Here is an 18,825-nt window from a genome sequence, read left to right on the forward strand (position 1 = left end):
TTTCGAGGAACGTTTCTGCGCGCAATAAGGGCTCGCAGCCACGCTGTGTCAAGGGATGTGCGGCAAGCTGAACCAATTCAGCCACAATGAGCTGCTTGAAGGTTTGCGTTTGACAAGCCTCGCCAAGCAATTCTTCACCTGCTATGAAGCTCCGCCGACAATTGTTGCATTTTTATGGAATGAAGATGATCAGTGCGATTCCCGCCGTCTCCGGCAAGACCCTGAAGACAATTATGGCCGTGGGCCTTTCCGCCGCGGCTCTTGCGGGGTGTATGAGTGCCGCTGACGGTGTTGCGGGCAAGGTTATTTCCGGTGGCCAGCAGCCGATCGAGATTTCTCCCGAAACCTTCGCCCCGCCGGTTCCCTGTCCTGCGCTGCAGCTTCAGTCCAACACCTTCCTGATCCGCAAGTATGTGCGCGGCAAGGACGATGACCCGCAGGGTCTGCTTTACCAGGCCACCGTCAAGGATTGGGCCAACACCTGCACGCAGCAGCCGGATGGTAGCCGCCGCATGAAGCTGGGCCTGTCCGGCGATGTCACCTCCGGTCCCGCCTGGAAGGGCGGTGAAGTGGTTCTGCCGATGCGCGTCGCCATTGTGCCCGGTGGCAGCGGTGCCAAGCCGCTCAGCTCCGAGATAGTGAAAATTCCGGTCACGCTTGGAGCGAACTCGCCAAGCGAAACCTGGACGCTGATCGAAGAGAAATTCACGATCCCGGCAGGTGCGGACGCCAAGGTTGTGTTCGGCTTTGACGAAGGCCGTCGCCGCTAAGGCCCGGCCACGCACGCAGCACATCAGTGTTGACTGAATTTGAGGCCTGGCCGGGAAGATGGAAACCGGCCGACCATTGATCGTGCACACTCTGCAAGACGATGCCTAAAATTGTGCACCGGCAAAATTGCGGGGGCTGCATGTCGCATATTGACAAGACTATGTCTGCCTCGCACAATCCGGCCCCAATCGGGGTCGTCCCCCGGTTGGCGTGGAAACACGTCAATGTTTATGCGGGAGAGGCCGGGTGAAAGGATCCTGGCGCCGAAGGAGCAACCGCCCCGGAAACTCTCAGGCAGAAGGACCGCATGAACTGCAACGCTCTGGAAAGCAGTGCTCCGCAAGTGGGTTTGCGGACTGCTCACCGAAGGAGTAACCGAAAGGCGTCATCGGCGCCGGTCGGGAAATCTCTCAGGTACTCGGACAGAGGGGGTGCAGACGGATCAGGACCCATGCGGGCCGGTTCGGGACTGCGCAACCCCGAATACGAGGACCGTTCATGGCGGAAACCGTTGCAGACGAAGATCTGAAACAAACGCCTCTTCACGACCTTCATGTGGAACTGGGTGCACGCATGGTGCCGTTTGCCGGCTATTCCATGCCCGTGCAGTACAAGGCCGGCATCATGGCCGAGCACCAGCAAACCCGCACGAAGGCCGGCCTTTTCGACGTCTCCCACATGGGCCAGGCCCTGTTGATCGGTCCCGATCACGAAACGACGGCCCGGGCTCTGGAAGCGCTGACCCCGTCCAATTTCGTCGAACTTGGCCACGGCCGTCAGCGCTACACGGTACTGCTCAACGACGAAGGCGGCATTATCGATGATCTGATGGTCACCCGGCCGCTGTCCGAAGCAGAAGACGGCAAGCTGATGCTCGTGGTCAATGCCTCCCGCAAGGATGTCGACTACGCCCATTTCCGCGAAAGACTGCCTGAAAACGTGACCCTTGAAGTGATCGACGATCGTGCGCTGATCGCGGTTCAGGGGCCGGAAGCCGTGGCTGCGGTCGCAGCACATGCGCCAAAGGCAGCCGAACTTGGCTTCATGGCCGCCGAACCGATGGAGTTTGACGGTATCGACTGCCACGTTGCCCGTGCCGGCTATACCGGCGAGGACGGCGTGGAGATGTCCGTGCCTGCCGGTGCTGCTGAAGCGATTGCCCGTGCACTGCTCGCCGACGACAGGGTCGAACCGATTGGGCTCGGGGCCCGCGACAGCCTGCGTCTTGAGGCAGGGCTGTGCCTCTACGGACACGACATTGACGAGATGACGTCTCCCGTCGAAGGCGCCATCATCTTCTGCATGCAGAAGCGCCGCCGAGAAGAAGGCGGCTTTCCGGGCGCGGAACGCATTCAGGGTGAACTCGAAAAGGGACCGGGCCGTGTCCGCGTCGGCCTGCGCCTCGATGGCAAGGCACCTGCGCGGGAAGGAGCCGAGATCGCACTGCCCGACGGGCCGGTGATCGGCACCGTGACATCCGGCGGTTTCGCACCGACCGTGGGTGCTCCGATCGCGATGGGCTATGTCCCGGTGGAGCACTCCGAAACTGGCACGCCACTTGAATTGATCGTCAGAGGCAAGCGCTTGCCCGCTACCGTCGCGGACATGCCGTTTGTTCCGAACCGGTATTACCGCAAACCCAAAGCATAAATCTTTCCAGATAACGGACGCACAATATGACCACCTATTACTCCAAGGACCACGAGTGGATCGCCGTAGATGGCGACAAAGCCACCATCGGCATCACGACTTACGCGCAGGAGCAGCTCGGCGACGTCGTTTACGTCGAACTGCCGGAAGCCGGCAAGGCGCTGTCACAGGGCGATGAAGCCGCCGTCGTGGAATCCGTCAAGGCCGCCAGTGAAGTCTACGCTCCGATCGACGGTGAAGTCGTTGAAGCCAACGATGCGCTGGTGGACGAGCCGGCCAAGGTGAACGAAGATCCCGAAGGCGCTGCATGGTTCATCAAGATGACCGTCGGCAATGCGGATCAGCTGTCCGACCTGATGGACGCGGCAGCCTACAAGGCGTACGTGGAGACGTTGTAATTCATGGCAGGGCACTACTACACGGCACAGGTGGAATGGGCATGCGACGGCGACTATGCCGCAAACGCCTATTCCAGAGGGCACATCTGGCGTTTTGACGGTGGTCTCGAGATCCCGGCAAGCGCTTCGCCCACGGTGGTACCCCTGCCATATTCCATCGAAGCCGCCGTCGATCCGGAAGAGGCTTTCGTCGCCGCTATCTCGTCCTGCCACATGATGTCCTTCCTGGATCTTGCCCGGCGGGCGAATTTCGTTGTCGCCAGTTACAGCGACCGTGCCCAGGGCGAAATGAGCCGGGTGGCGCGGGGCAAGATGGCAATCACGAAAGTGGTGCTGCGGCCGGTTATCACGCTGGTTGCAGCCGAGGACCCGGATCCGACCTGGCTGACCGATCTGCATGAAAAGGCGCATGACGTCTGTTTCATAGCCAACTCCGTGAAGTGCGAGATCGTTGTGGAGCCCGAACCGCTCCGCCTTGTCGCACCGTGACTTTCCGGAACCGGCCGCACGAAGTCGCAGCCGGTTCCCTGTTCTGGATGGTGACCAGTTCTCTTCTCTGTGCGTCTGCACGGCGCCACCGCGCCGAGCAGGAAACGGGGAGCCCGTATCCGGAAGCTTGTCAGTTCTCCGGGTCCGGGCTGATGAAGCGAGAGCGTGGTTTTCGCCGGTCCGATTTTTGATCAAACCCTTGGGAGCTGCCTGATGCGCTACCTGCCTTTGAACGATACCGACCGCAGCGACATGCTCGCGCGGGTCGGCGTCAAATCCGTCGATGAACTCTTTGCGGACATCCCTGAAGACGTTCGCATGAAGGGTCTGCTCGACCTTCCCAAACGAGCCAGCGAAATGGAAGTGGAGCGCAAGCTCTCGGCCATGGCATCGAAGAACACTGCGGCCGGCTCCGTACCGTTCTTCGTCGGCGCAGGTGCCTACAAGCACCATGTGCCGGCAACGGTCGACCACCTGATCCAGCGGTCGGAGTTCCTGACCTCCTATACGCCCTATCAGCCGGAAATTACGCAAGGTACGCTTCAGTACCTGTTCGAGTTCCAGACCCAGGTAGCGCGCCTTACCGCAATGGATGTCGCCAACGCGTCCATGTATGACGGCTCCACCGGCACCGGTGAAGCCGTGCTGATGGCGCACCGGGTGACCAAGCGCAACAAGGCCGTGCTTTCCGGCGGGCTGCATCCGCAGTACCGGGAAGTCGTAGAAGGCCTGTCCAACATGGCCGGCGATCGGGTCGTCAGCCTCCCGGCAGACCCGACGGGCACCGAAGACATCCTGTCCCAGATCGATGACGAGACGTCTTGCGTTGTCGTCCAGTCGCCGTCGTTCTACGGCCAGCTGATCGACCTGAAGCCGATTGCCGAAAAGGCGCACCAGCACAAGGCGCTGCTGATTGCGGTCTTCACCGAAGTGGTGTCGCTCGGCCTGATCGAACCGCCCGGAACACAAGGCGCCGACATCGTGGTCGGTGAAGGCCAGTCCATCGGCAACGGCCTCAACTTCGGTGGCCCTTATGTCGGTCTCTTCGCCACCCGCCAGCAATATGTCCGCCAGATGCCGGGCCGGCTCTGCGGTGAGACGGTGGATGCGGAAGGCAAGCGCGGTTTCGTGCTGACGCTGTCCACCCGCGAACAGCATATCCGCCGCGACAAGGCAACGTCGAACATCTGCACCAACTCCGGTCTCTGCTGCCTTGCCTTCACCATTCACATGTCGCTGCTGGGGCAGGCCGGGTTGACCAAACTCGCCCGCATCAACCACGGCAACGCGGTGAAGCTGAAGAGGCTTCTTGCCGGCGTGCCCGGTGTCGAGGTTCTGAACTCGGCCTATTTCAACGAGTTCACGATCGCGCTGCCGAAGGTGGCCGAGGATGTGGTCGAGCAACTGGCCGAACGGGGCGTTCTCGCAGGCCTGCCGGTTTCTCGACTGGAGCCGGGCAACAAGGATCTCGCGAACCTGTTGGTCGTCGCGTCGACCGAAGTCAATACGGATGAAGACCGCGCGGCCTTTGCGGACGCGCTGAAGGAGGTGCTGGCATGAGCATGAACACGCAAGGCCGCCCGACCGCAGCAGGTGATGCCGGGGATGCTTTCCGCCCGAAGACTTTCACCGGCAACCGTGGTCTCGATATGGAAGAGCCGCTGATTTTCGAATTCGGCTCGCTGGAAACCACCGGTGTCGATCTCGACGAGGACGAAAGCGCCGAGTTCGAGCTTGGCAGCTTCAAGCGCAAGGCCGAGATCGGTCTGCCCGGCCTCGCCGAACCGGAGGCCATGCGCCACTATGTGCGCCTGTCGCGGAACAACTATGCCATCGACAGCGGTCTCTATCCGCTCGGCTCGTGCACCATGAAGCACAATCCGCGCCTCAACGAGAAGATGGCCCGCCTGCCGGGCTTCGCGGACATCCATCCGCTTCAGCCGGTGTCCTCGGTGCCTGGTGCACTGGAACTGATCGATGCGCTTGCCCACTGGCTGATGGTGTCCACCAACACCTCCGCTGTCGCGATGAGCCCGAAAGCCGGTGCCCATGGCGAATTGTGCGGCATGATGGCGATCAAGGCAGCCCACACCGCTGCCGGCCGTGATCCGAAGATCGTTCTGGTGCCGGAAAGCGCCCATGGCACCAACCCGGCAACGGCAGCGCTCTTGGGTTACAAGGTCGTCAACATCGATGCCAAGGACGACGGGACCGTCGATCTGGAGGCACTGAAGAAGACCATTGCCGAACACGAAGGCAACATCGCCGGCATCATGCTCACCAACCCGAACACCTGTGGGCTGTTCGAACGGGAAGTGAAGCAGATCGCCGATCTGATTCACAAGGCAGATGCCTATTTCTACTGCGATGGCGCCAACTTCAACGCCATCGTCGGCAAGGCCCGCCCGGGGGATCTTGGTGTCGACGCCATGCATATCAACCTGCACAAGACCTTCTCGACGCCTCACGGCGGCGGTGGCCCGGGTTCCGGTCCGGTCGTCCTGTCCCAGAGACTGGCTCCTTTTGCGCCGTTGCCGTTCATCCGCAAGACGGAAAAAGGTGTCGAACTGGTCGAAACCGAAGCTGCCACCAAGGACGGCGAGCAGCCATTCGGCCGCATGACCGCGTTCCACGGCCAGATGGGCATGTACGTGCGGGCTCTGTCCTACATGATGAGCCACGGCTCCGACGGTCTGCGGCAGGCGTCCGAAGATGCGGTGCTGAATGCGAACTATATTCGCGTCGGCCTGCAGGACCTGATGAGCCTGCCCTTTGGCGAGCGTCCGTGCATGCACGAAGTGCTGTTCGACGACAGCTTCCTGAAGGACACCGGCGTGACCACGCTCGACTTCGCCAAGGCGATGATCGACGAAGGCTATCATCCGATGACCATGTACTTCCCGCTGGTTGTCCATGGCGCGATGCTGATCGAGCCGACGGAATCGGAAAGCCGGGCGGCGCTCGACCTTTTCGTCGCCACCATGCGCGATCTCGTGATGAGCGCAAAGCGCGGCGAAACGGAACGCTTCTCCGGTGCACCGTACCTTGCCCCGCGACGCCGTCTGGACGAAACGGGTGCAGCTCGCAAGCCGGTCCTGAAATGGACCGAGCCGGCTCCGGCCGAAGTGACCCCGGCTGCTGCCGAGTAGCACGTGGACGAATTTTCAAGGATGAAAACCCCGGCTTCGGCCGGGTTTTTTTGTTTCCTGTCGCTCAGGTGTGCGCTGTCACCACGTTGGAGACGTGAGGAAACCGGATTGCCTTGCCGTCAAAACAGGGGCCCAGTTCTTTCAGGAAATCATTGAAGCAGGCGTTCCTGTCGTCTTCGGATAGCCGGGAGAGCTTGTCTCCGGTATGCATGCCACCCATGGCTCCGGCGGCATAAGCACGGCCATCCGGGTGATGAAGCGTCAGTGAAACTGTCTCCAGTTGGATATCCAGAAACCCGGCGGCCTCGAAGTTCGATCGTATTTCTTCAGGGTCAGAGAGTTGGCAGATCGCACGAACGGCTGCCCCCGCCTCTGCGCCGACGTGTTTTTCCAATGCGGTTGCCTGCGCCATCAGCAGAGGATTTTCTGACAGACCGCGGGAAACGCAGAAGGCGACGCGGCCCCCGGGTGCCAGAACGCGGTGAAGTTCGCGCAGGGCTCCGACACGATCGGGGAAGAACTGCAAAGCCTGCTGACAGTAAGCGAGGTCAAAGCCGCCATCAGGGAACGGCATATCGCCTGCGGTCGCCTCGAACCATTCTGCGTCTATCCCGTTTACGCTGGCCTTTTCGGCTGCAACGGCCAGCATTCCCGCACTCATGTCCACGCCGGCCAGTTTTGCATATCCGTTCCCAAGACTCGCGACTTCACGGATTACCGCACCGGTGCCGCACGCAAGGTCCAGGATCCGGTCTTCGATTTGGGGTGGTTGCCGTTGGAGCAGCTGTTGTGCCCAAGGCTGAAAGATCACCGGCACCATGACACTGTCGTATCGCTCGGCAAATGTTCCGTTTCGGGGGACGCCTTCCTGATTGCTCATGGTTCGCTCCAGACTACGAACGGGACCGGCAGTATAGCTCCAAACCCTCGCCAAGGCACGGAACCTGGTTTTCACCGGGATCGAAACGTCTGGCTTAGGGCCCTCGATTCCAGAGTGATGACACACAGGGGCCTTCAAAATTCTTATTGACAATATAAATGTCAAAATGACATATAATTTGTCAAATGAGGTGTCCATGAAGAAGTCCGTCGAGCTTTATGAAATCATCCGCCTGATACGCCCCGTGCACCGCCGGCTTGCACGGGCGGTGGAGGCCAAGCTGGAGGGAACCGGCGTGACCGTCGGTATGCGAGCGGTCATGGAAGTGCTGGAGGAGGCCGGGCCGATGGCGGTACCCGAGATCGGCCGGGCGCTGTTTCTTGCCCGCCAGCAGATCCAGCTCGTGATGAACGCTCTGGAAGAGCAGGGACTGGTCGAGCGCCGGGCCAATCCGGCGCACAAGCGATCACCACTGTTTGCCTTGAACGAAGCGGGGCACGACCGGTTCGGCGAAATCCGGGCACGGGAGACTGACGAAATCGAGACAGTCTGCGAGCTCTTCTCGGACGACGATCTGCGTTCCACGCAGCGGGTGCTCTGCACCATGCTTGATCATTTTGCCGCGTTCGAGGACGACCCGGATCGGCCCAAGGCACTGGAATAATTTCACGAACAGGAGAGGTCACATGACCGGTATCTGGATTGCGGCCGGGCTCTGTGCCGCAGGCGTTGTCGCCTATATCGTTTATTGCCTGCGGCGGCTGGGGACGCCGACAAAGGGCGCAAGCATCGACAGGTCAATGCGGCCGGGCACAGCTCTGGTGGTCATCGACGTGCAGGAGGACTTCACCAGGAACACCGGCAAACACGCTTTTGACCCAGGCCAGAGAGACGCCGTGCTTGCCGAAATAGGACGCCAGGTGGAAGCGCACCGGATGGCAGGCCACCAGGTCGTTTTCGTCAAGAATGTCTTCCGCGACTGGCCGGTGATCGCGGCCATGAAGATGTCGGCGGGCGGTATCGGCACACCGGGGCGAGACGGTTTGAAGCTCGACCGAACACTTGCTGTCGGCAATGCTCCGGTCTTTGAAAAGTCGATCGGTGACAGTTTCTCCAGTCCGCAATTTGAAGCCTGGCTTGAGGAAAAGCGGATCGGGCGGCTGGTCCTGGTTGGTCTTGATGCCTGTCACTGCGTTCAGCTGACCGCAAAGGGGGCGTTGAACCGGGGGTATGACGTCGAAATCAGGGATCCGGCGACACTAACCACGACGCCGGACAGATGGACGGACCTCAAAGGCGAGTTGGGCAAACTCGGCGCAGCCTTCGCCTGAAACGGGCGCAGTCGGCGCCATGTCCGGCTGCGCTTGAAGGCCTCAGTGTGCGACCAGGAGTGATCGCTCCCGGTTGCGCAAGTCGAGAAGTTGGGAGATCCAGCTATTTCGGTTTTGCAGAAAGGCGGTCAAAAGCGCTGGATAGTCCGCAGTAACTGCTTCTTGAACCGATGTGCGGGCCGCAAGCTTGCTACGCCACGCAAGAACCCGGTCGAGGTCGTCAAACATCTCAAGCGTCAAGAACGTCTCAAAGACATCGAAATATCGGAACACCGGGGCGAAAGCCGCATCGACGAGCGAAAAGGCTCTTCCGGCGAAGAAGGGACCGTCCGGATCAAGTTCACCTTCCAGATGACGGAACTTTGCACGAAGTGCCTCACCCGCAGCATAAAACCCGGTGTCGTCCCTGGCGTTGTAGAGCGCGCCGATGCCGTTCAGGATCTGCGAAGCGAATTCGATATAGGCCCGGTGCCGCGCGCGTTCGGCAGGGTCCTCCGGGTGCAGCCGGCTCCCTTCTGTCTCGTCCAGGAATTCGACGATCGGGGCGGATTCGAAGAGATAGCGATCACCGCCCAGTTTCAGCAGCGGCACCTTGCCGAGTGGTGAGGCCGCGCGGAACCAGTCCGGTTTGTCGGCAAGGTCGATGGTAACCCGGTCAAACGGAACATTCTTTTCATGAAGGACGATCGCCGCGCGCTGCACGTAAGGGCAAAGCGCATGGCTGATCAGCGTGAGTGTGTCGGGCATCTGGAGACTCCTTTTCATGCATCTGCATCAAGATGAATGCATATGCATGAAAAATCAAGATTGATGCAATTGCATAAATTTTCTATTTCTTGGCCATGAGCAATTCCGCCGATACCGTCCCCCAGGCCATCGACGCCTGGGCCCGTCTGCAGCGTGCAAGCGGCAACGTGCTGGCACGGGTCGAGGCACGCCTGAAGGCGGCTGGTTTCCCACCTCTCGGCTGGTACGATGTGCTGCTGGAATTAAGCCGGGCAGAGGACAAAACTTTGCGTCCGGTCGAAATCGAAAAGCGAATGCTGCTGGCCCAGTACAATGTTTCGCGCCTGCTCGACCGGCTGGCCGCTGCGGGCTACATCGAAAAGCTGAAGAGCCCGGAAGACGGCAGAGGTGTCTCGGTGCGTCTGACCCAGGAAGGGGAGATGCTCTTGAAGGCCATGTGGCCGTGTTACCGGGCAGCGGTGGAAACCGAATTCACAAGGTATCTGGAGCCGGGGGACACCGAAGCGCTCTGGAAGGTGCTGGGAAAACTGGTGCAGTGACGTCTGTTCCCGGGGAGTGAACACACTGTTTCCGCATGACAGGCCAAAACATGCGTATAAGGTCGGCAAACCTTCTCTCTGACCGGACCTGAAACCCATGACCAACACCACCAATCTGGATGAACGGACCGGACTTCCGCAGGAGTGGCTGTTCCTTCTGAAAGAACATCCGCGCGAAGACTGGCCGGGTCACCGGAAACTCGGCCCACTGACCGAATTCTGGCTCGCACGGCATAACGGCTTCCGTCAGCTCGGTGCTGACCTGGATACGATCCTGACCGACTTCCGCGAACAACGGCTCCCGGTAAACCGTTTCGGCAACCTCTTTGCCCCGCGTCTGCAACAGTTTCTCAGTGAGCTGCATCACCACCACATGATCGAGGATAAGCACTATTTCCCTGTATTCATGGAAGCCGAAAAGCGCCTGGTGGATGGCTTCGAGCTGCTGGAAGGTGACCACGAACTGATCCATCATCGCATTGAGGCGGTGATCAAGAGCGCCAACAAGCTGTTCGGACAATTGCAGACGAAAGACCGCGATGCCATCCGCCGCGCGGCCGACAGTTTCGCCGGTGTCAGCGACACCCTGATCTCCGGCCTGATGCGCCATCTGGATGACGAGGAAGACCTGATCGTTCCGGTTATCCTGGATCGCGGCGAACGGAAACTCGGGTTGTCGTAACGCGGCCAGACGTGCGCAAGCGCAGGCCTTTCGCACAGGGTCAGGTGGAATTTCTTGACCGCGCGCAGCCTTGAGGCATTCCGGTTACACCTGTCGGGGTCTGGGACGTCACGAACACAACAGGCTTGACTCTTTTCCCGCCCTAACGCATTTAAGCTGGCATGACCAAGATGAGCGCATCCTTCGTGTATTTTTATTACGTCACCGACATACCGGCGGCTGCGTAGGATCTTGTTCACCCCATAGACACCTCAAAAGCCGCCGCGTCAGGCGGCTTTTTGGTTTCTAGAGACCCGAGCTTCCTGGCGGGGGAACCAGGAAGCGAAAAATGACCAGACATATGATCGAAGCCGGCAAACCGGCGACAAAACTCAAATCGGAAGCACTCGCCGTGCTTCTGGAGCGTGGTCTTGTGCACCAATGCACGGATATCGAGGCGCTCGACCAGACGCTGTCACAAGGGCCGATCACCGCATACGCCGGGTTCGATGCCACGGCGGCAAGTCTTCATGTCGGCCACCTGATGCCGTTGATGACCATGCGCTGGCTGCAGAAGCTCGGCCATCGTCCCATCGTCGTGCTTGGCGGTGGCACAAGTCAGATCGGCGATCCGAGTTTCCGCAAGGATGCCCGGCCGATGCTGGAAGAACGTCAGATCGCAGCCAACATCGCGAGCATACGACGATCCGTTGAGCGTCTCGTGGATATGAACGGCGAAGATGGGGCTTTGCTGGTCGACAATGCGGAATGGCTCAATGAATTCCGCTTCCTGGAATTCCTCCGCGACTATGGCTCCCAGTTCACAGTCAACCGCATGATGACCTTCGACAGCGTCAAGTCGCGCCTCGATGCTCAGATGCCGCTGACGGTTCTGGAGTTCTGCTACATGATGCTGCAGGCCGTTGATTTTCTGGAGTTGGCAAAGCGTCATGACTGTGCGCTTCAGGTCGGTGGATCCGATCAATGGGGCAACATCGTCAATGGTGTGGAACTCGGCCGCCGTGATGGCCGCAAGTTGCACGGCCTCACTGTTCCCCTGCTGACCACCGCCAGCGGTGCGAAGATGGGCAAGACGGCCGCGGGTGCCGTGTGGCTGCACCCCGAACACCTGTCGCCCTTCGGCTTCTGGCAGTTCTGGCGCAACACCGCCGATGCCGACGTCGCCAAGTGCCTGCGCCTTTTTACCGAGCTGCCGATGAGCGAAATCGAACGACTGGCGGCGCTGGAAGGGGCGGAGCTGAACGAAGCCAAGAAGATCCTGGCAACCCAGGTGACAGCAATCGTTCATGGCCCGGAAGAAGCGCGCGGCGCCTTGCAGCAAGGCGATGCCCTGTTTTCGGGCGAAGGCGAGATCCTGGAACCGACCCACAGTCTGCCGCTGAAAATTCTGGCAGACGGTCTCGGTCTTCTGGAGCTTGTGGTCGCGGTCGGCTTCGCAGCATCCAACGGCGAGGCACGGCGGCTGGTGGAAGGTGGAGGCGTTCGCCTCAACAACCAGATCGTCGACGACGCGCGCCGCCGCATTGCCACCGGCGATCTTCAGGCAAACGACCGTTTGTCGATTTCTGTCGGCAAACGCCGCAAGGCCCTGGTCGGCTTCGAGTGAGGCCGGTCAGACGGCTTGTGCATCATCGATCAGAACGGCCGGCTCCAGCCGGCCGTTGTAGCCGAAGACTTTCCCGATCAGCGGGAAGGTCACCTCTACGGTGAAACTGTACCTTCCATCGACAACACGCTCGCGCCCGACCGCTCTCGGAGCAAGGCGCAGCGGCAGCGGAAGCGGTCCAAGCGAAACCTCTGCCGGGGTGATGTCGATGCCCTTCTCACTTGCCGTTACCCGCATCTTGAACAGGAACGGTCCAAGGCGCTCGAGCATGCAGGGATACGCGTCGCCTTTACCGGCCATCATGTCGGTCTGGAACGGCTGCCCGTCAAACCGCCGGGTCCTGCGCTCTCCACCCACGATAGGTTCAAAGCTGGTCTCGACCGGAACACCCATCCGTGCTTCCGGCAACTTCGCCAGCCGGCAGATCAGTCTTGCGCCCCACGAGCTTCCCCGGCTTACATCCGCGGTGCCCCGCGCCACCCGCGCGAAGCTGTGCATCCGCCGGATTTCTGCCGGTACCTTGTCGAACTCGGGGCCGAGGATGGTTTGATAAAGCGTGCGGGGCATGTGAGATCTGCTTTGATGTCGATGTGTCTTCTCAGACAGACCATTCTCGCGTCGATTGGACAACAGCAAAAACTCTTTGCACTTGTTTGGTGACGTCCAGATGAGCACCATTCAGCCTCCTCATCATCCCTCTCCACTTCCTCCGTCATGCCATGACCTGGCCATGGCATCCATGCCGTTCCCCATCCGCCAATTGAGGCTTCTGGCTGAGGCACGGTCACGGCATGGATTGCAGGGTCAAGCCCTGCAATGACGAATGTTTGGGACGAACGAAATAGTCCAGGCTTGCCGGACAGTGGCGAGGAACTGAAAGAGGGAAGCGTAACGCGGCAAAAAGAGAAGCCGGGATTGCCCCGGCTTCCATTTGACCGTTCAGCCCTGTTTTTCCAGCTGCCTTGCCCGGTATTCTTCCACCGGCAGGCCGCCGACGCCCCAGTTCTCAAGGTCCACTTCCTCGATCACCACGAAGGTGGTTGCAGGGTTCTTGTCGAGAACGTCAACCAGTAGGTCCGTCGCGCCTTTGATAAGCCGGGCTTTCTGCTCTGCCGTCACCCCTTCACGGGTCACCTGGATATTCACGTAAGGCATGTCAGGCCACTCCTTCGTTGCGTGGTCGAATTTCGAAGATCTTCGCCATGATTTGCCAGCGGCCTTCGTCACGCACGAAGGTCAGGAAATCGGTGAAATCGTTGTTGCCGATCGAACAGCGAACTCTGGCAAAGGCCGTGTTCTCACCGGCGAACTGGATCTCGTCGATGACATCGCGGCGCTCCTCACCCCGGGACGCCGGCGACTGGCGGGCGGCGACGACCGGTACATATTCGGCCATCGTGCGATAGAGCAGGGGTGTCTCGTCCGCCGTGGCGTAGATTGCCTTCTCGTGAAACACCTGCTGCAGCAGGCCGGTATCGCAGTGATAAAGCGCGTCGAAATAGTCGGATATGACCTTTTCCAGCGCGGTCAGGGCACTGCTCATGCCGCCAGGCCTTCTTCCTGAAGGGTCTTCAGGGTGGCCGGGCGAGCACGGATGCGCTCGACATAGGCTGCCGTCTTCGGCCAGTCGCCAAGAGACACGCCGATGAAGTTCGTCCAGTTCAAGATGACAAAGGCATAGGCGTCGGCAACGGAGAAGGTATCTCCCAAAAGATAGTCGCCGCCCTTGGCCAGCAAGGCATCGAACTGGCCGAGCTTGGTATTCAGCTTTGCCTGGTTTTCAGCTGCTTCTGCTTCAGAAAATTCCTTGCCGGAAAAGAACGGACTGAAGCCTTTGTGAAGCTCTGAGGACAGGAAGCTGAGCAATTCCAGCACGCGGAACCGGTCGAGCGGCTTGCCAGCTGTATCCGTCGCAAAGTCCGGGTACTGCTCGCCAAGCCAATGCAGGATGGCAACGTTTTCCGTCAGAACGTCACCGTTCTCAAACCGAAGTGCCGGCACGTAGCCGCGCGGATTGGTCTGCGCGTATGCTGCGCCGGTCTCCGTCAGACCCGCGGTCGTATCGACTTTTTCGAGACTGTAGGTGGCTCCGGCTTCGTTGAGCAGGAGATGAGCAGCCATGGAACAGGCACCGGGTTTGTAGAACAGTTTCATCGATTGGCTCCTTGGTTCGTATCGATGCCCGGAAGGTGTCTTTTGAAGTCACCATTGACAAGTAGGTTTCTATTGGTAACTTGCATTATCGAGTTACCGGGCAGAAACCTGATGGTTCCCGCGTGACCTTGGACCCTTGAAGATCGTGTGGTGCCCATGGCCTTGAAAATGCGCAAGAATCTGAGCCCGAAACCGCCAACTCCTTGCAGTCTGACCCAGTGCATGCAGGTGATTTCCGGAGCCTGGGCACCCAACGTCATCTGGAGCCTGCGGGCAGGTCCCCGCCGCTTCAACGAGCTGAAGGCGGATATTCCCCCTGTGTCCGGCAAGGTACTGTCACAGCGCCTTTCAGAGTTGGAAGGCCGCGGCGTGCTGTTGCGCCATGTCCGCCCGACATCGCCACCTTCCGTTGAATATGAGCTGACGGATCTTGGCCAGGATCTGATTCCGGCACTGGAAGCCATTGTCGAAGTCGGGCACAAACTGAAGGTACGGCGCGATTTCCAGATGGCGGCCGAAGCCGCCGAATAGGCGGTGAAGCGGGGAGGGGCTCTTGAAACAGCAGACTTTCGTTTGCGTCCATGGTGTTTGGCATGGCGGCTGGTGCTGGTCGCGTCTGGCAAACATCCTGCGGGCACGTGGGCATCGCGTGACCGCACCAACGCAGACGGGCCTCGGCGAGCGCTCGCATCTGCTTTCGCCGGACATCACGATCCGGACGTTCGTGGAAGATATCGTCCGGCATTTACAGTTCGAGGATCTGGCGGACGTCATTCTAGTCGGTCACAGCTTTGGCGGCATTCCGATCACCGGGGTTGCAGACCTCGTGCCGGAGCGGATTGCCGGTCTGATCTATCTCGACGCGATCATGCTGGAGAGTGGGGAAACCTGGTTCGATCTTCTGCCGCAAGATCTTGCCGAAGACCGCAGGAAGCTGGCGGAAACCAGCAGCGGTGGCCTGTCACTGGCGCCAGCCCCGCCGGAAAGTTTTGGCATCACGAAGCCGGACGACGTTGCCTTTTTGAAACCGCGCCTGACACCGCACCCGTTCCGAACCTTCACCACGGCACTGGACCTGAAGCACCCGGTCGGAAACGGTCTTCCAGCCCATTACATCGAATGCACTGAACCGCCGTATCCGCCGGCAAAAGTCGCGCTGGCCCGGGCACAGGCCAAGGGATGGCCGGTCTCTCGGATCGCGACAGGCCACGACGCCATGGTGAGCGAGCCTGAGGCGCTTGCAGATCTGCTGGAAGAGATTGCAGAAGAACTTTGACGATGAACAGGCTGCCGTTCCCGGGGCTTCAACGGAAAACGGGGCAGCCTTCTTTCGAAGACTGCCCCGCATCACTGCCAGGACAAGATCGGGTAACGCCGGCAGTCTTTAGAAGAACCCGAGTTTGTTCGGGTTGTAGCTGACCAGCATGTTCTTGGTCTGCTGATAGTGATCCAGCATCATCTTGTGGGTCTCACGGCCGATGCCGGACTGCTTGTAGCCACCAAAGGCCGCATGGGCCGGGTAGGCGTGATAGTTGTTCACCCACACGCGGCCTGCCTCGATGGCGCGGCCGAATCGGTAGCAGCGGTTGGCATCACGCGACCACACGCCGGCGCCGAGGCCGTACATGGTGTCGTTTGCAATCGCCAGGGCTTCTTCTTCGGTCTTGAACGTGGTGACGGACACCACCGGGCCGAAGATTTCCTCCTGGAAGACCCGCATCTTGTTGTGGCCTTTCAGGATGGTCGGCTGAACGTAGAAGCCGCCGGAAAGGTCGCCGTCGAACTTCGCTTCCGCGCCGCCGCACAACACTTGTGCACCTTCCTCGACCCCGATGGTCAGATAGGACAGGATCTTGTCCTGCTGCTCGCGGCTGGCCTGGGCACCGACCATGGTCTCGATGGCGCGCGGGTCACCCTGCTTGATGGCTTTCACACGGGCGATCGCCCGTTCGATGAAGGCTTCGTAGATGTCTTCCTGGATCAGGGCCCGGCTCGGACAGGTGCAGACTTCACCCTGGTTGAAGGCGAACAGAACAAAGCCTTCGATGGCCTTGTCGAGGAACGCATCGTCTTCGCTCATGACGTCGGAAAAGAAGATGTTCGGCGACTTGCCGCCCAGTTCCAGCGTTACCGGAATGAGGTTCTCGGTTGCGTACTGCATGATCATCCGGCCGGTTTCGGTCGACCCGGTAAAGGCGATCTTGGCGATGCGATTTGACTTGGCGAGCGGGGCGCCAACCTCTGCACCAAAGCCATTGACGATGTTGAGAACGCCATCCGGCAACAGGCCGCCGATGAGCTCCGCCAGCACCATGATTGCCGCCGGGGTCTGCTCGGCCGGTTTCAGGACGACGCAGTTGCCGGCGGCAAGCGCCGGAGCCAGTTTCCAGGCAGCCATCAGGATGGAGAAGTTCCAGGGAATGATCTGCCCGACAACGCCGAGCGGCTCATGGAAGTGGTAAGCAATTGTGTCGGCATCGATCTCCGACATGGAGCCTTCCTGGCCGCGCAGAACACCTGCGAAATAGCGGAAGTGGTCAACGGAAAGCGGAATATCGGCTGCCGTGGTTTCGCGGATCGGCTTGCCGTTGTCCCAGGTTTCGGCCTTGGCCAGAATGTCGAGATTCTGCTCCATGACATCGGCGATTTTCAGCAGAATATTGGCACGCTCTGCTGCCGGGGTCCGTCCCCAGGCTTCCCTGGCCGCATGGGCCGCATCAAGCGCCAGGTCAACGTCAGCGGCATCGGAACGGGCGACTTCGCAAACGGTGGCGCCGGAAATCGGCGTGATGTTGTTGAAATACCGTCCGTTCACAGGCGCAACGAATTTGCCGCCAATATAGTTGTCATAGCGGGACTTGAACGGAGACGTCGTGTCGACGGAAAAACTGGGCATCTGATTCATCTGGGTTCCTCCACAAGATCGGCGGTCAGGCAACCGAAGCTGCGACGGGCCGAAGGTCCCGGTCCTCCACCGGGAATGGGTGGACTGTGCCGGAGGAGCTTGCGCTGTGGTAGGAGGGGGCAGATGCCTGTGTCCGGCATGTGTCTCAGTTCTGAGACAGGTCAGCCGGGATATCAGTCTATGTTCAGCCGTTTCATTCGCCGGTAAAGGGTTGCCCGGCCGATGCCGAGCGCGCGCGCGGCTTCGGAAACGTTGCCGCCGGCCCGCGCCAGTGCACGAATGACGGCAGCCCTTTCGGCCTTCTCAAAGCCGCTGGGGCCATCCTCGCGGCCAAGCAGATCGGAAGCGGGCAGGGGCTTCAGAGGGCCGCTTGCACCAAGCCCGAAGGCCTTCCTGGCAGCGCGCGTTGCCCCGAGAACGATGTCGTCGGCGTCGACGGCAAGCAGCATTGCGGTATCGGTGGTTTCCCCGTCGGCGACGATGATACGGGCGGCAGGAAAAGCGGCGCGGAAGGTTTCGATCTCGATCTGTCTTGCAGTCTGCGAGACCATTGCTGCGATCAGCCGGTTGAAGGTTTCCGTCTGGTCGGAACGGGCAGAAGACACATCGAGTGCACCGGCCAGCCTGCCGTCCGGACCATAGATAGGCGCGTCCATGCAGCTCATGCCGACATTGCGAGCCAGGAAATGTTCTTGCCGGTGGACGATCAGATTGCGTTCCTCGGCAAGGCAGGTGCCTATGCCGTTTGTGCCGACGGCGGCTTCGCTCCAGTCGGTGCCCTGGCTGAGACCCCAGTCCTGAAAGATGTCCGCATCGGCGCTCATGCAACGCTGGTCGAGCACGACGCCTTCCGCGTCGGTCAGCAGAACCGTGCAGCCGGACTGACCGACCAGGCCGAATAACTGGTCCAGTTTCGGCGTGGCGATTTTCAGGAAGGCGCCTGTCTCTTGCCGTCGCTGGTAAAGCTGGTCGTCCCCCATGCGCTGGGGCGCCTTGTGGGCGGCAGGGTCTAGGCCGTGCTTGTCGATCGATCTGCGCCACGAGGCGGCAATCCGGGACAGCGCAGGCGCCGATCCCGATTGCACGGTTCGCAGAACTGTCTCGACATGGTCCTTCATTGATGCGACCGCCGACCTCGGGTCTTCCGGCCTTTTGCGCCGGTTTCAAACCGTCGGATCGTTCCTCCCATGAACGCTCGATTGATCGCGGAGGATGGAGGGATTGCATGGCGATTGCAAGCCGTCTGTCCGGCAAGGGGCCGAACCGAAGACGCGGCCGAGCTGGACACGAAGGTTGGCATTGCCTTTCCGGTACCTCAAACGATGCGCCTTCTTCCGGCAAGAGTTTCAGGTATTCATTGTTGTTTTTCTCAATGGGTTATCTGGAGAAAAAGAAACGTTGGGTAATTAAATCGGAAAACTCGCGCGGAAGTAGTGATTGTTTGTCAGTAATGGCAGTTAAAAACAGACATATGTCTGGAACTGATTAATGCTGACGTAAGCAAATTCGTATACTCACAATGCT

Annotated in this window: 22 protein-coding genes and 1 riboswitch; of the genes, 14 read left to right on the top strand and 8 right to left on the bottom strand. The window is 60.0% G+C overall.

The window, feature by feature from the left end; translation table 11 throughout:
- Positions 1-185: 185 nt before the first annotated feature.
- The 6 genes from J7447_RS00195 (at position 186) to gcvPB (ending at position 6,457) form a co-directional block, all read left to right on the top strand.
- Positions 186-770, top strand: coding sequence for a hypothetical protein (locus J7447_RS00195; RefSeq protein ID WP_031269728.1), 585 nt, complete (start codon positions 186-188; stop codon positions 768-770).
- A gap of 224 nt (positions 771-994) precedes the next feature.
- Positions 995-1,087: riboswitch (glycine riboswitch) on the top strand.
- 182 nt (positions 1,088-1,269) lie between these two features.
- Positions 1,270-2,421 (top strand): glycine cleavage system aminomethyltransferase GcvT, encoded by a 1,152-nt coding sequence (gcvT, locus tag J7447_RS00200; RefSeq protein WP_209168426.1) that lies wholly within the window; start codon positions 1,270-1,272, stop codon positions 2,419-2,421.
- Between the two features lie 26 nt (positions 2,422-2,447).
- On the top strand, positions 2,448-2,819 hold the full coding sequence (gene gcvH, locus J7447_RS00205; protein WP_023002003.1) for a glycine cleavage system protein GcvH: 372 nt from the start codon (positions 2,448-2,450) through the stop codon (positions 2,817-2,819).
- Positions 2,820-2,822: 3 nt separating this feature from the next.
- Positions 2,823-3,308: an OsmC family protein gene (locus J7447_RS00210; RefSeq protein WP_023002002.1), complete on the top strand. Its 486-nt coding sequence runs from the start codon at positions 2,823-2,825 to the stop codon at positions 3,306-3,308.
- A gap of 213 nt (positions 3,309-3,521) precedes the next feature.
- A complete protein-coding gene (gene gcvPA / locus J7447_RS00215; RefSeq protein ID WP_209168427.1) occupies positions 3,522-4,868 on the top strand; it encodes an aminomethyl-transferring glycine dehydrogenase subunit GcvPA in 1,347 nt (448 codons plus the stop codon).
- Positions 4,865-6,457, top strand: a complete 1,593-nt coding sequence (gene gcvPB / locus J7447_RS00220) for an aminomethyl-transferring glycine dehydrogenase subunit GcvPB (protein ID WP_077290724.1) — start codon at positions 4,865-4,867, stop codon at positions 6,455-6,457. Before gcvPA ends, gcvPB begins: the two co-directional genes overlap by 4 nt.
- Positions 6,458-6,521: 64 nt before the next feature.
- Here gcvPB and J7447_RS00225 read toward each other — a convergent pair whose 3' ends face one another.
- Positions 6,522-7,337, bottom strand: coding sequence for a class I SAM-dependent methyltransferase (locus J7447_RS00225; protein ID WP_209168428.1), 816 nt, complete (start codon positions 7,335-7,337; stop codon positions 6,522-6,524).
- A 196-nt stretch (positions 7,338-7,533) separates the two neighbouring features.
- Between J7447_RS00225 and J7447_RS00230 the strand changes: the two genes are divergently transcribed.
- Positions 7,534-8,001 (top strand): MarR family winged helix-turn-helix transcriptional regulator, encoded by a 468-nt coding sequence (locus J7447_RS00230; RefSeq protein ID WP_023001998.1) that lies wholly within the window; start codon positions 7,534-7,536, stop codon positions 7,999-8,001.
- A gap of 22 nt (positions 8,002-8,023) precedes the next feature.
- Positions 8,024-8,668 (top strand): cysteine hydrolase, encoded by a 645-nt coding sequence (locus tag J7447_RS00235; protein WP_209168429.1) that lies wholly within the window; start codon positions 8,024-8,026, stop codon positions 8,666-8,668.
- Between the two features lie 42 nt (positions 8,669-8,710).
- Here J7447_RS00235 and J7447_RS00240 read toward each other — a convergent pair whose 3' ends face one another.
- Positions 8,711-9,415 carry a glutathione S-transferase family protein gene (locus tag J7447_RS00240; protein WP_209168430.1) on the bottom strand — a complete coding sequence of 235 codons (705 nt, stop codon included), beginning with the start codon at positions 9,413-9,415 and terminating at the stop codon, positions 8,711-8,713.
- A 95-nt stretch (positions 9,416-9,510) separates the two neighbouring features.
- Between J7447_RS00240 and J7447_RS00245 the strand changes: the two genes are divergently transcribed.
- The 3 genes from J7447_RS00245 to tyrS all read left to right on the top strand — a co-directional run bounded on the left by J7447_RS00245 (position 9,511) and on the right by tyrS (position 12,242).
- The gene (locus tag J7447_RS00245) at positions 9,511-9,954 is read left to right on the top strand and encodes a MarR family winged helix-turn-helix transcriptional regulator (RefSeq protein ID WP_209168431.1); all 444 of its coding nucleotides are present in this window, start codon (positions 9,511-9,513) and stop codon (positions 9,952-9,954) included.
- Between the two features lie 97 nt (positions 9,955-10,051).
- The gene (locus J7447_RS00250; protein ID WP_209168432.1) at positions 10,052-10,636 is read left to right on the top strand and encodes a hemerythrin domain-containing protein; all 585 of its coding nucleotides are present in this window, start codon (positions 10,052-10,054) and stop codon (positions 10,634-10,636) included.
- A 328-nt stretch (positions 10,637-10,964) separates the two neighbouring features.
- Positions 10,965-12,242 carry a tyrosine--tRNA ligase gene (gene tyrS, locus J7447_RS00255; protein ID WP_023001993.1) on the top strand — a complete coding sequence of 426 codons (1,278 nt, stop codon included), beginning with the start codon at positions 10,965-10,967 and terminating at the stop codon, positions 12,240-12,242.
- Between the two features lie 6 nt (positions 12,243-12,248).
- Here tyrS and J7447_RS00260 read toward each other — a convergent pair whose 3' ends face one another.
- The 4 genes from J7447_RS00260 to J7447_RS00275 all read right to left on the bottom strand — a co-directional run bounded on the left by J7447_RS00260 (position 12,249) and on the right by J7447_RS00275 (position 14,396).
- Positions 12,249-12,809 (bottom strand): DUF4166 domain-containing protein, encoded by a 561-nt coding sequence (locus J7447_RS00260; RefSeq protein ID WP_209168433.1) that lies wholly within the window; start codon positions 12,807-12,809, stop codon positions 12,249-12,251.
- 372 nt (positions 12,810-13,181) lie between these two features.
- On the bottom strand, positions 13,182-13,397 hold the full coding sequence (locus tag J7447_RS00265; protein ID WP_152508317.1) for a 4-oxalocrotonate tautomerase family protein: 216 nt from the start codon (positions 13,395-13,397) through the stop codon (positions 13,182-13,184).
- 1 nt (position 13,398) lies between these two features.
- Positions 13,399-13,785 (bottom strand): nuclear transport factor 2 family protein, encoded by a 387-nt coding sequence (locus tag J7447_RS00270; RefSeq protein WP_062490234.1) that lies wholly within the window; start codon positions 13,783-13,785, stop codon positions 13,399-13,401.
- Positions 13,782-14,396, bottom strand: coding sequence for a glutathione binding-like protein (locus J7447_RS00275; protein WP_075282282.1), 615 nt, complete (start codon positions 14,394-14,396; stop codon positions 13,782-13,784). Before J7447_RS00275 ends, J7447_RS00270 begins: the two co-directional genes overlap by 4 nt.
- Before the next feature lie 168 nt (positions 14,397-14,564).
- On the opposite strand from J7447_RS00275, the gene J7447_RS00280 reads away from it, so the two are divergent.
- Together J7447_RS00280 and J7447_RS00285 are read left to right on the top strand one after the other, a co-directional pair.
- A complete protein-coding gene (locus J7447_RS00280) occupies positions 14,565-14,927 on the top strand; it encodes a helix-turn-helix domain-containing protein (RefSeq protein WP_228148064.1) in 363 nt (120 codons plus the stop codon).
- A gap of 22 nt (positions 14,928-14,949) precedes the next feature.
- Complete coding sequence (locus J7447_RS00285) at positions 14,950-15,672, top strand: alpha/beta fold hydrolase (protein WP_055657865.1); 723 nt, start codon at positions 14,950-14,952, stop codon at positions 15,670-15,672.
- Positions 15,673-15,780: 108 nt separating this feature from the next.
- Here the strand turns inward: J7447_RS00285 and adh are convergent, their stop codons facing one another.
- A complete protein-coding gene (adh, locus tag J7447_RS00290) occupies positions 15,781-17,301 on the bottom strand; it encodes an aldehyde dehydrogenase (RefSeq protein WP_075282285.1) in 1,521 nt (506 codons plus the stop codon).
- A gap of 173 nt (positions 17,302-17,474) precedes the next feature.
- A complete protein-coding gene (locus J7447_RS00295) occupies positions 17,475-18,419 on the bottom strand; it encodes a helix-turn-helix domain-containing protein (protein ID WP_209168434.1) in 945 nt (314 codons plus the stop codon).
- Between the two features lie 107 nt (positions 18,420-18,526).
- On the opposite strand from J7447_RS00295, the gene J7447_RS00300 reads away from it, so the two are divergent.
- Positions 18,527-18,790, top strand: coding sequence for a hypothetical protein (locus J7447_RS00300; protein WP_209168435.1), 264 nt, complete (start codon positions 18,527-18,529; stop codon positions 18,788-18,790).
- Positions 18,791-18,825 lie beyond the last annotated feature (35 nt).

This window comes from Labrenzia sp. R5_0 (assembly GCF_017743835.1).
GTDB lineage: Bacteria > Pseudomonadota > Alphaproteobacteria > Rhizobiales > Stappiaceae > Roseibium > Roseibium algicola.

Excerpts from the sequence above, each read along its gene's own strand:
- gcvPA (WP_209168427.1), top strand. The coding sequence starts at position 3,522 with ATGCGCTACCTGCCTTTGAACGATACCGACCGCAGCGACATGCTCGCG.
- J7447_RS00260 (WP_209168433.1), bottom strand. The coding sequence starts at position 12,809 with ATGCCCCGCACGCTTTATCAAACCATCCTCGGCCCCGAGTTCGACAAG.
- J7447_RS00300 (WP_209168435.1), top strand. The coding sequence starts at position 18,527 with ATGGCGATTGCAAGCCGTCTGTCCGGCAAGGGGCCGAACCGAAGACGC.
- J7447_RS00230 (WP_023001998.1), top strand. The coding sequence starts at position 7,534 with ATGAAGAAGTCCGTCGAGCTTTATGAAATCATCCGCCTGATACGCCCC.
- J7447_RS00245 (WP_209168431.1), top strand. The coding sequence starts at position 9,511 with ATGAGCAATTCCGCCGATACCGTCCCCCAGGCCATCGACGCCTGGGCC.
- tyrS (WP_023001993.1), top strand. The coding sequence starts at position 10,965 with ATGACCAGACATATGATCGAAGCCGGCAAACCGGCGACAAAACTCAAA.
- J7447_RS00235 (WP_209168429.1), top strand. The coding sequence starts at position 8,024 with ATGACCGGTATCTGGATTGCGGCCGGGCTCTGTGCCGCAGGCGTTGTC.
- adh (WP_075282285.1), bottom strand. The coding sequence starts at position 17,301 with ATGAATCAGATGCCCAGTTTTTCCGTCGACACGACGTCTCCGTTCAAG.
- J7447_RS00280 (WP_228148064.1), top strand. The coding sequence starts at position 14,565 with ATGCGCAAGAATCTGAGCCCGAAACCGCCAACTCCTTGCAGTCTGACC.
- J7447_RS00195 (WP_031269728.1), top strand. The coding sequence starts at position 186 with ATGATCAGTGCGATTCCCGCCGTCTCCGGCAAGACCCTGAAGACAATT.
- J7447_RS00275 (WP_075282282.1), bottom strand. The coding sequence starts at position 14,396 with ATGAAACTGTTCTACAAACCCGGTGCCTGTTCCATGGCTGCTCATCTC.
- J7447_RS00295 (WP_209168434.1), bottom strand. The coding sequence starts at position 18,419 with ATGAAGGACCATGTCGAGACAGTTCTGCGAACCGTGCAATCGGGATCG.
- gcvPB (WP_077290724.1), top strand. The coding sequence starts at position 4,865 with ATGAGCATGAACACGCAAGGCCGCCCGACCGCAGCAGGTGATGCCGGG.
- J7447_RS00270 (WP_062490234.1), bottom strand. The coding sequence starts at position 13,785 with ATGAGCAGTGCCCTGACCGCGCTGGAAAAGGTCATATCCGACTATTTC.
- J7447_RS00240 (WP_209168430.1), bottom strand. The coding sequence starts at position 9,415 with ATGCCCGACACACTCACGCTGATCAGCCATGCGCTTTGCCCTTACGTG.
- gcvH (WP_023002003.1), top strand. The coding sequence starts at position 2,448 with ATGACCACCTATTACTCCAAGGACCACGAGTGGATCGCCGTAGATGGC.
- gcvT (WP_209168426.1), top strand. The coding sequence starts at position 1,270 with ATGGCGGAAACCGTTGCAGACGAAGATCTGAAACAAACGCCTCTTCAC.
- J7447_RS00225 (WP_209168428.1), bottom strand. The coding sequence starts at position 7,337 with ATGAGCAATCAGGAAGGCGTCCCCCGAAACGGAACATTTGCCGAGCGA.
- J7447_RS00210 (WP_023002002.1), top strand. The coding sequence starts at position 2,823 with ATGGCAGGGCACTACTACACGGCACAGGTGGAATGGGCATGCGACGGC.
- J7447_RS00265 (WP_152508317.1), bottom strand. The coding sequence starts at position 13,397 with ATGCCTTACGTGAATATCCAGGTGACCCGTGAAGGGGTGACGGCAGAG.
- J7447_RS00250 (WP_209168432.1), top strand. The coding sequence starts at position 10,052 with ATGACCAACACCACCAATCTGGATGAACGGACCGGACTTCCGCAGGAG.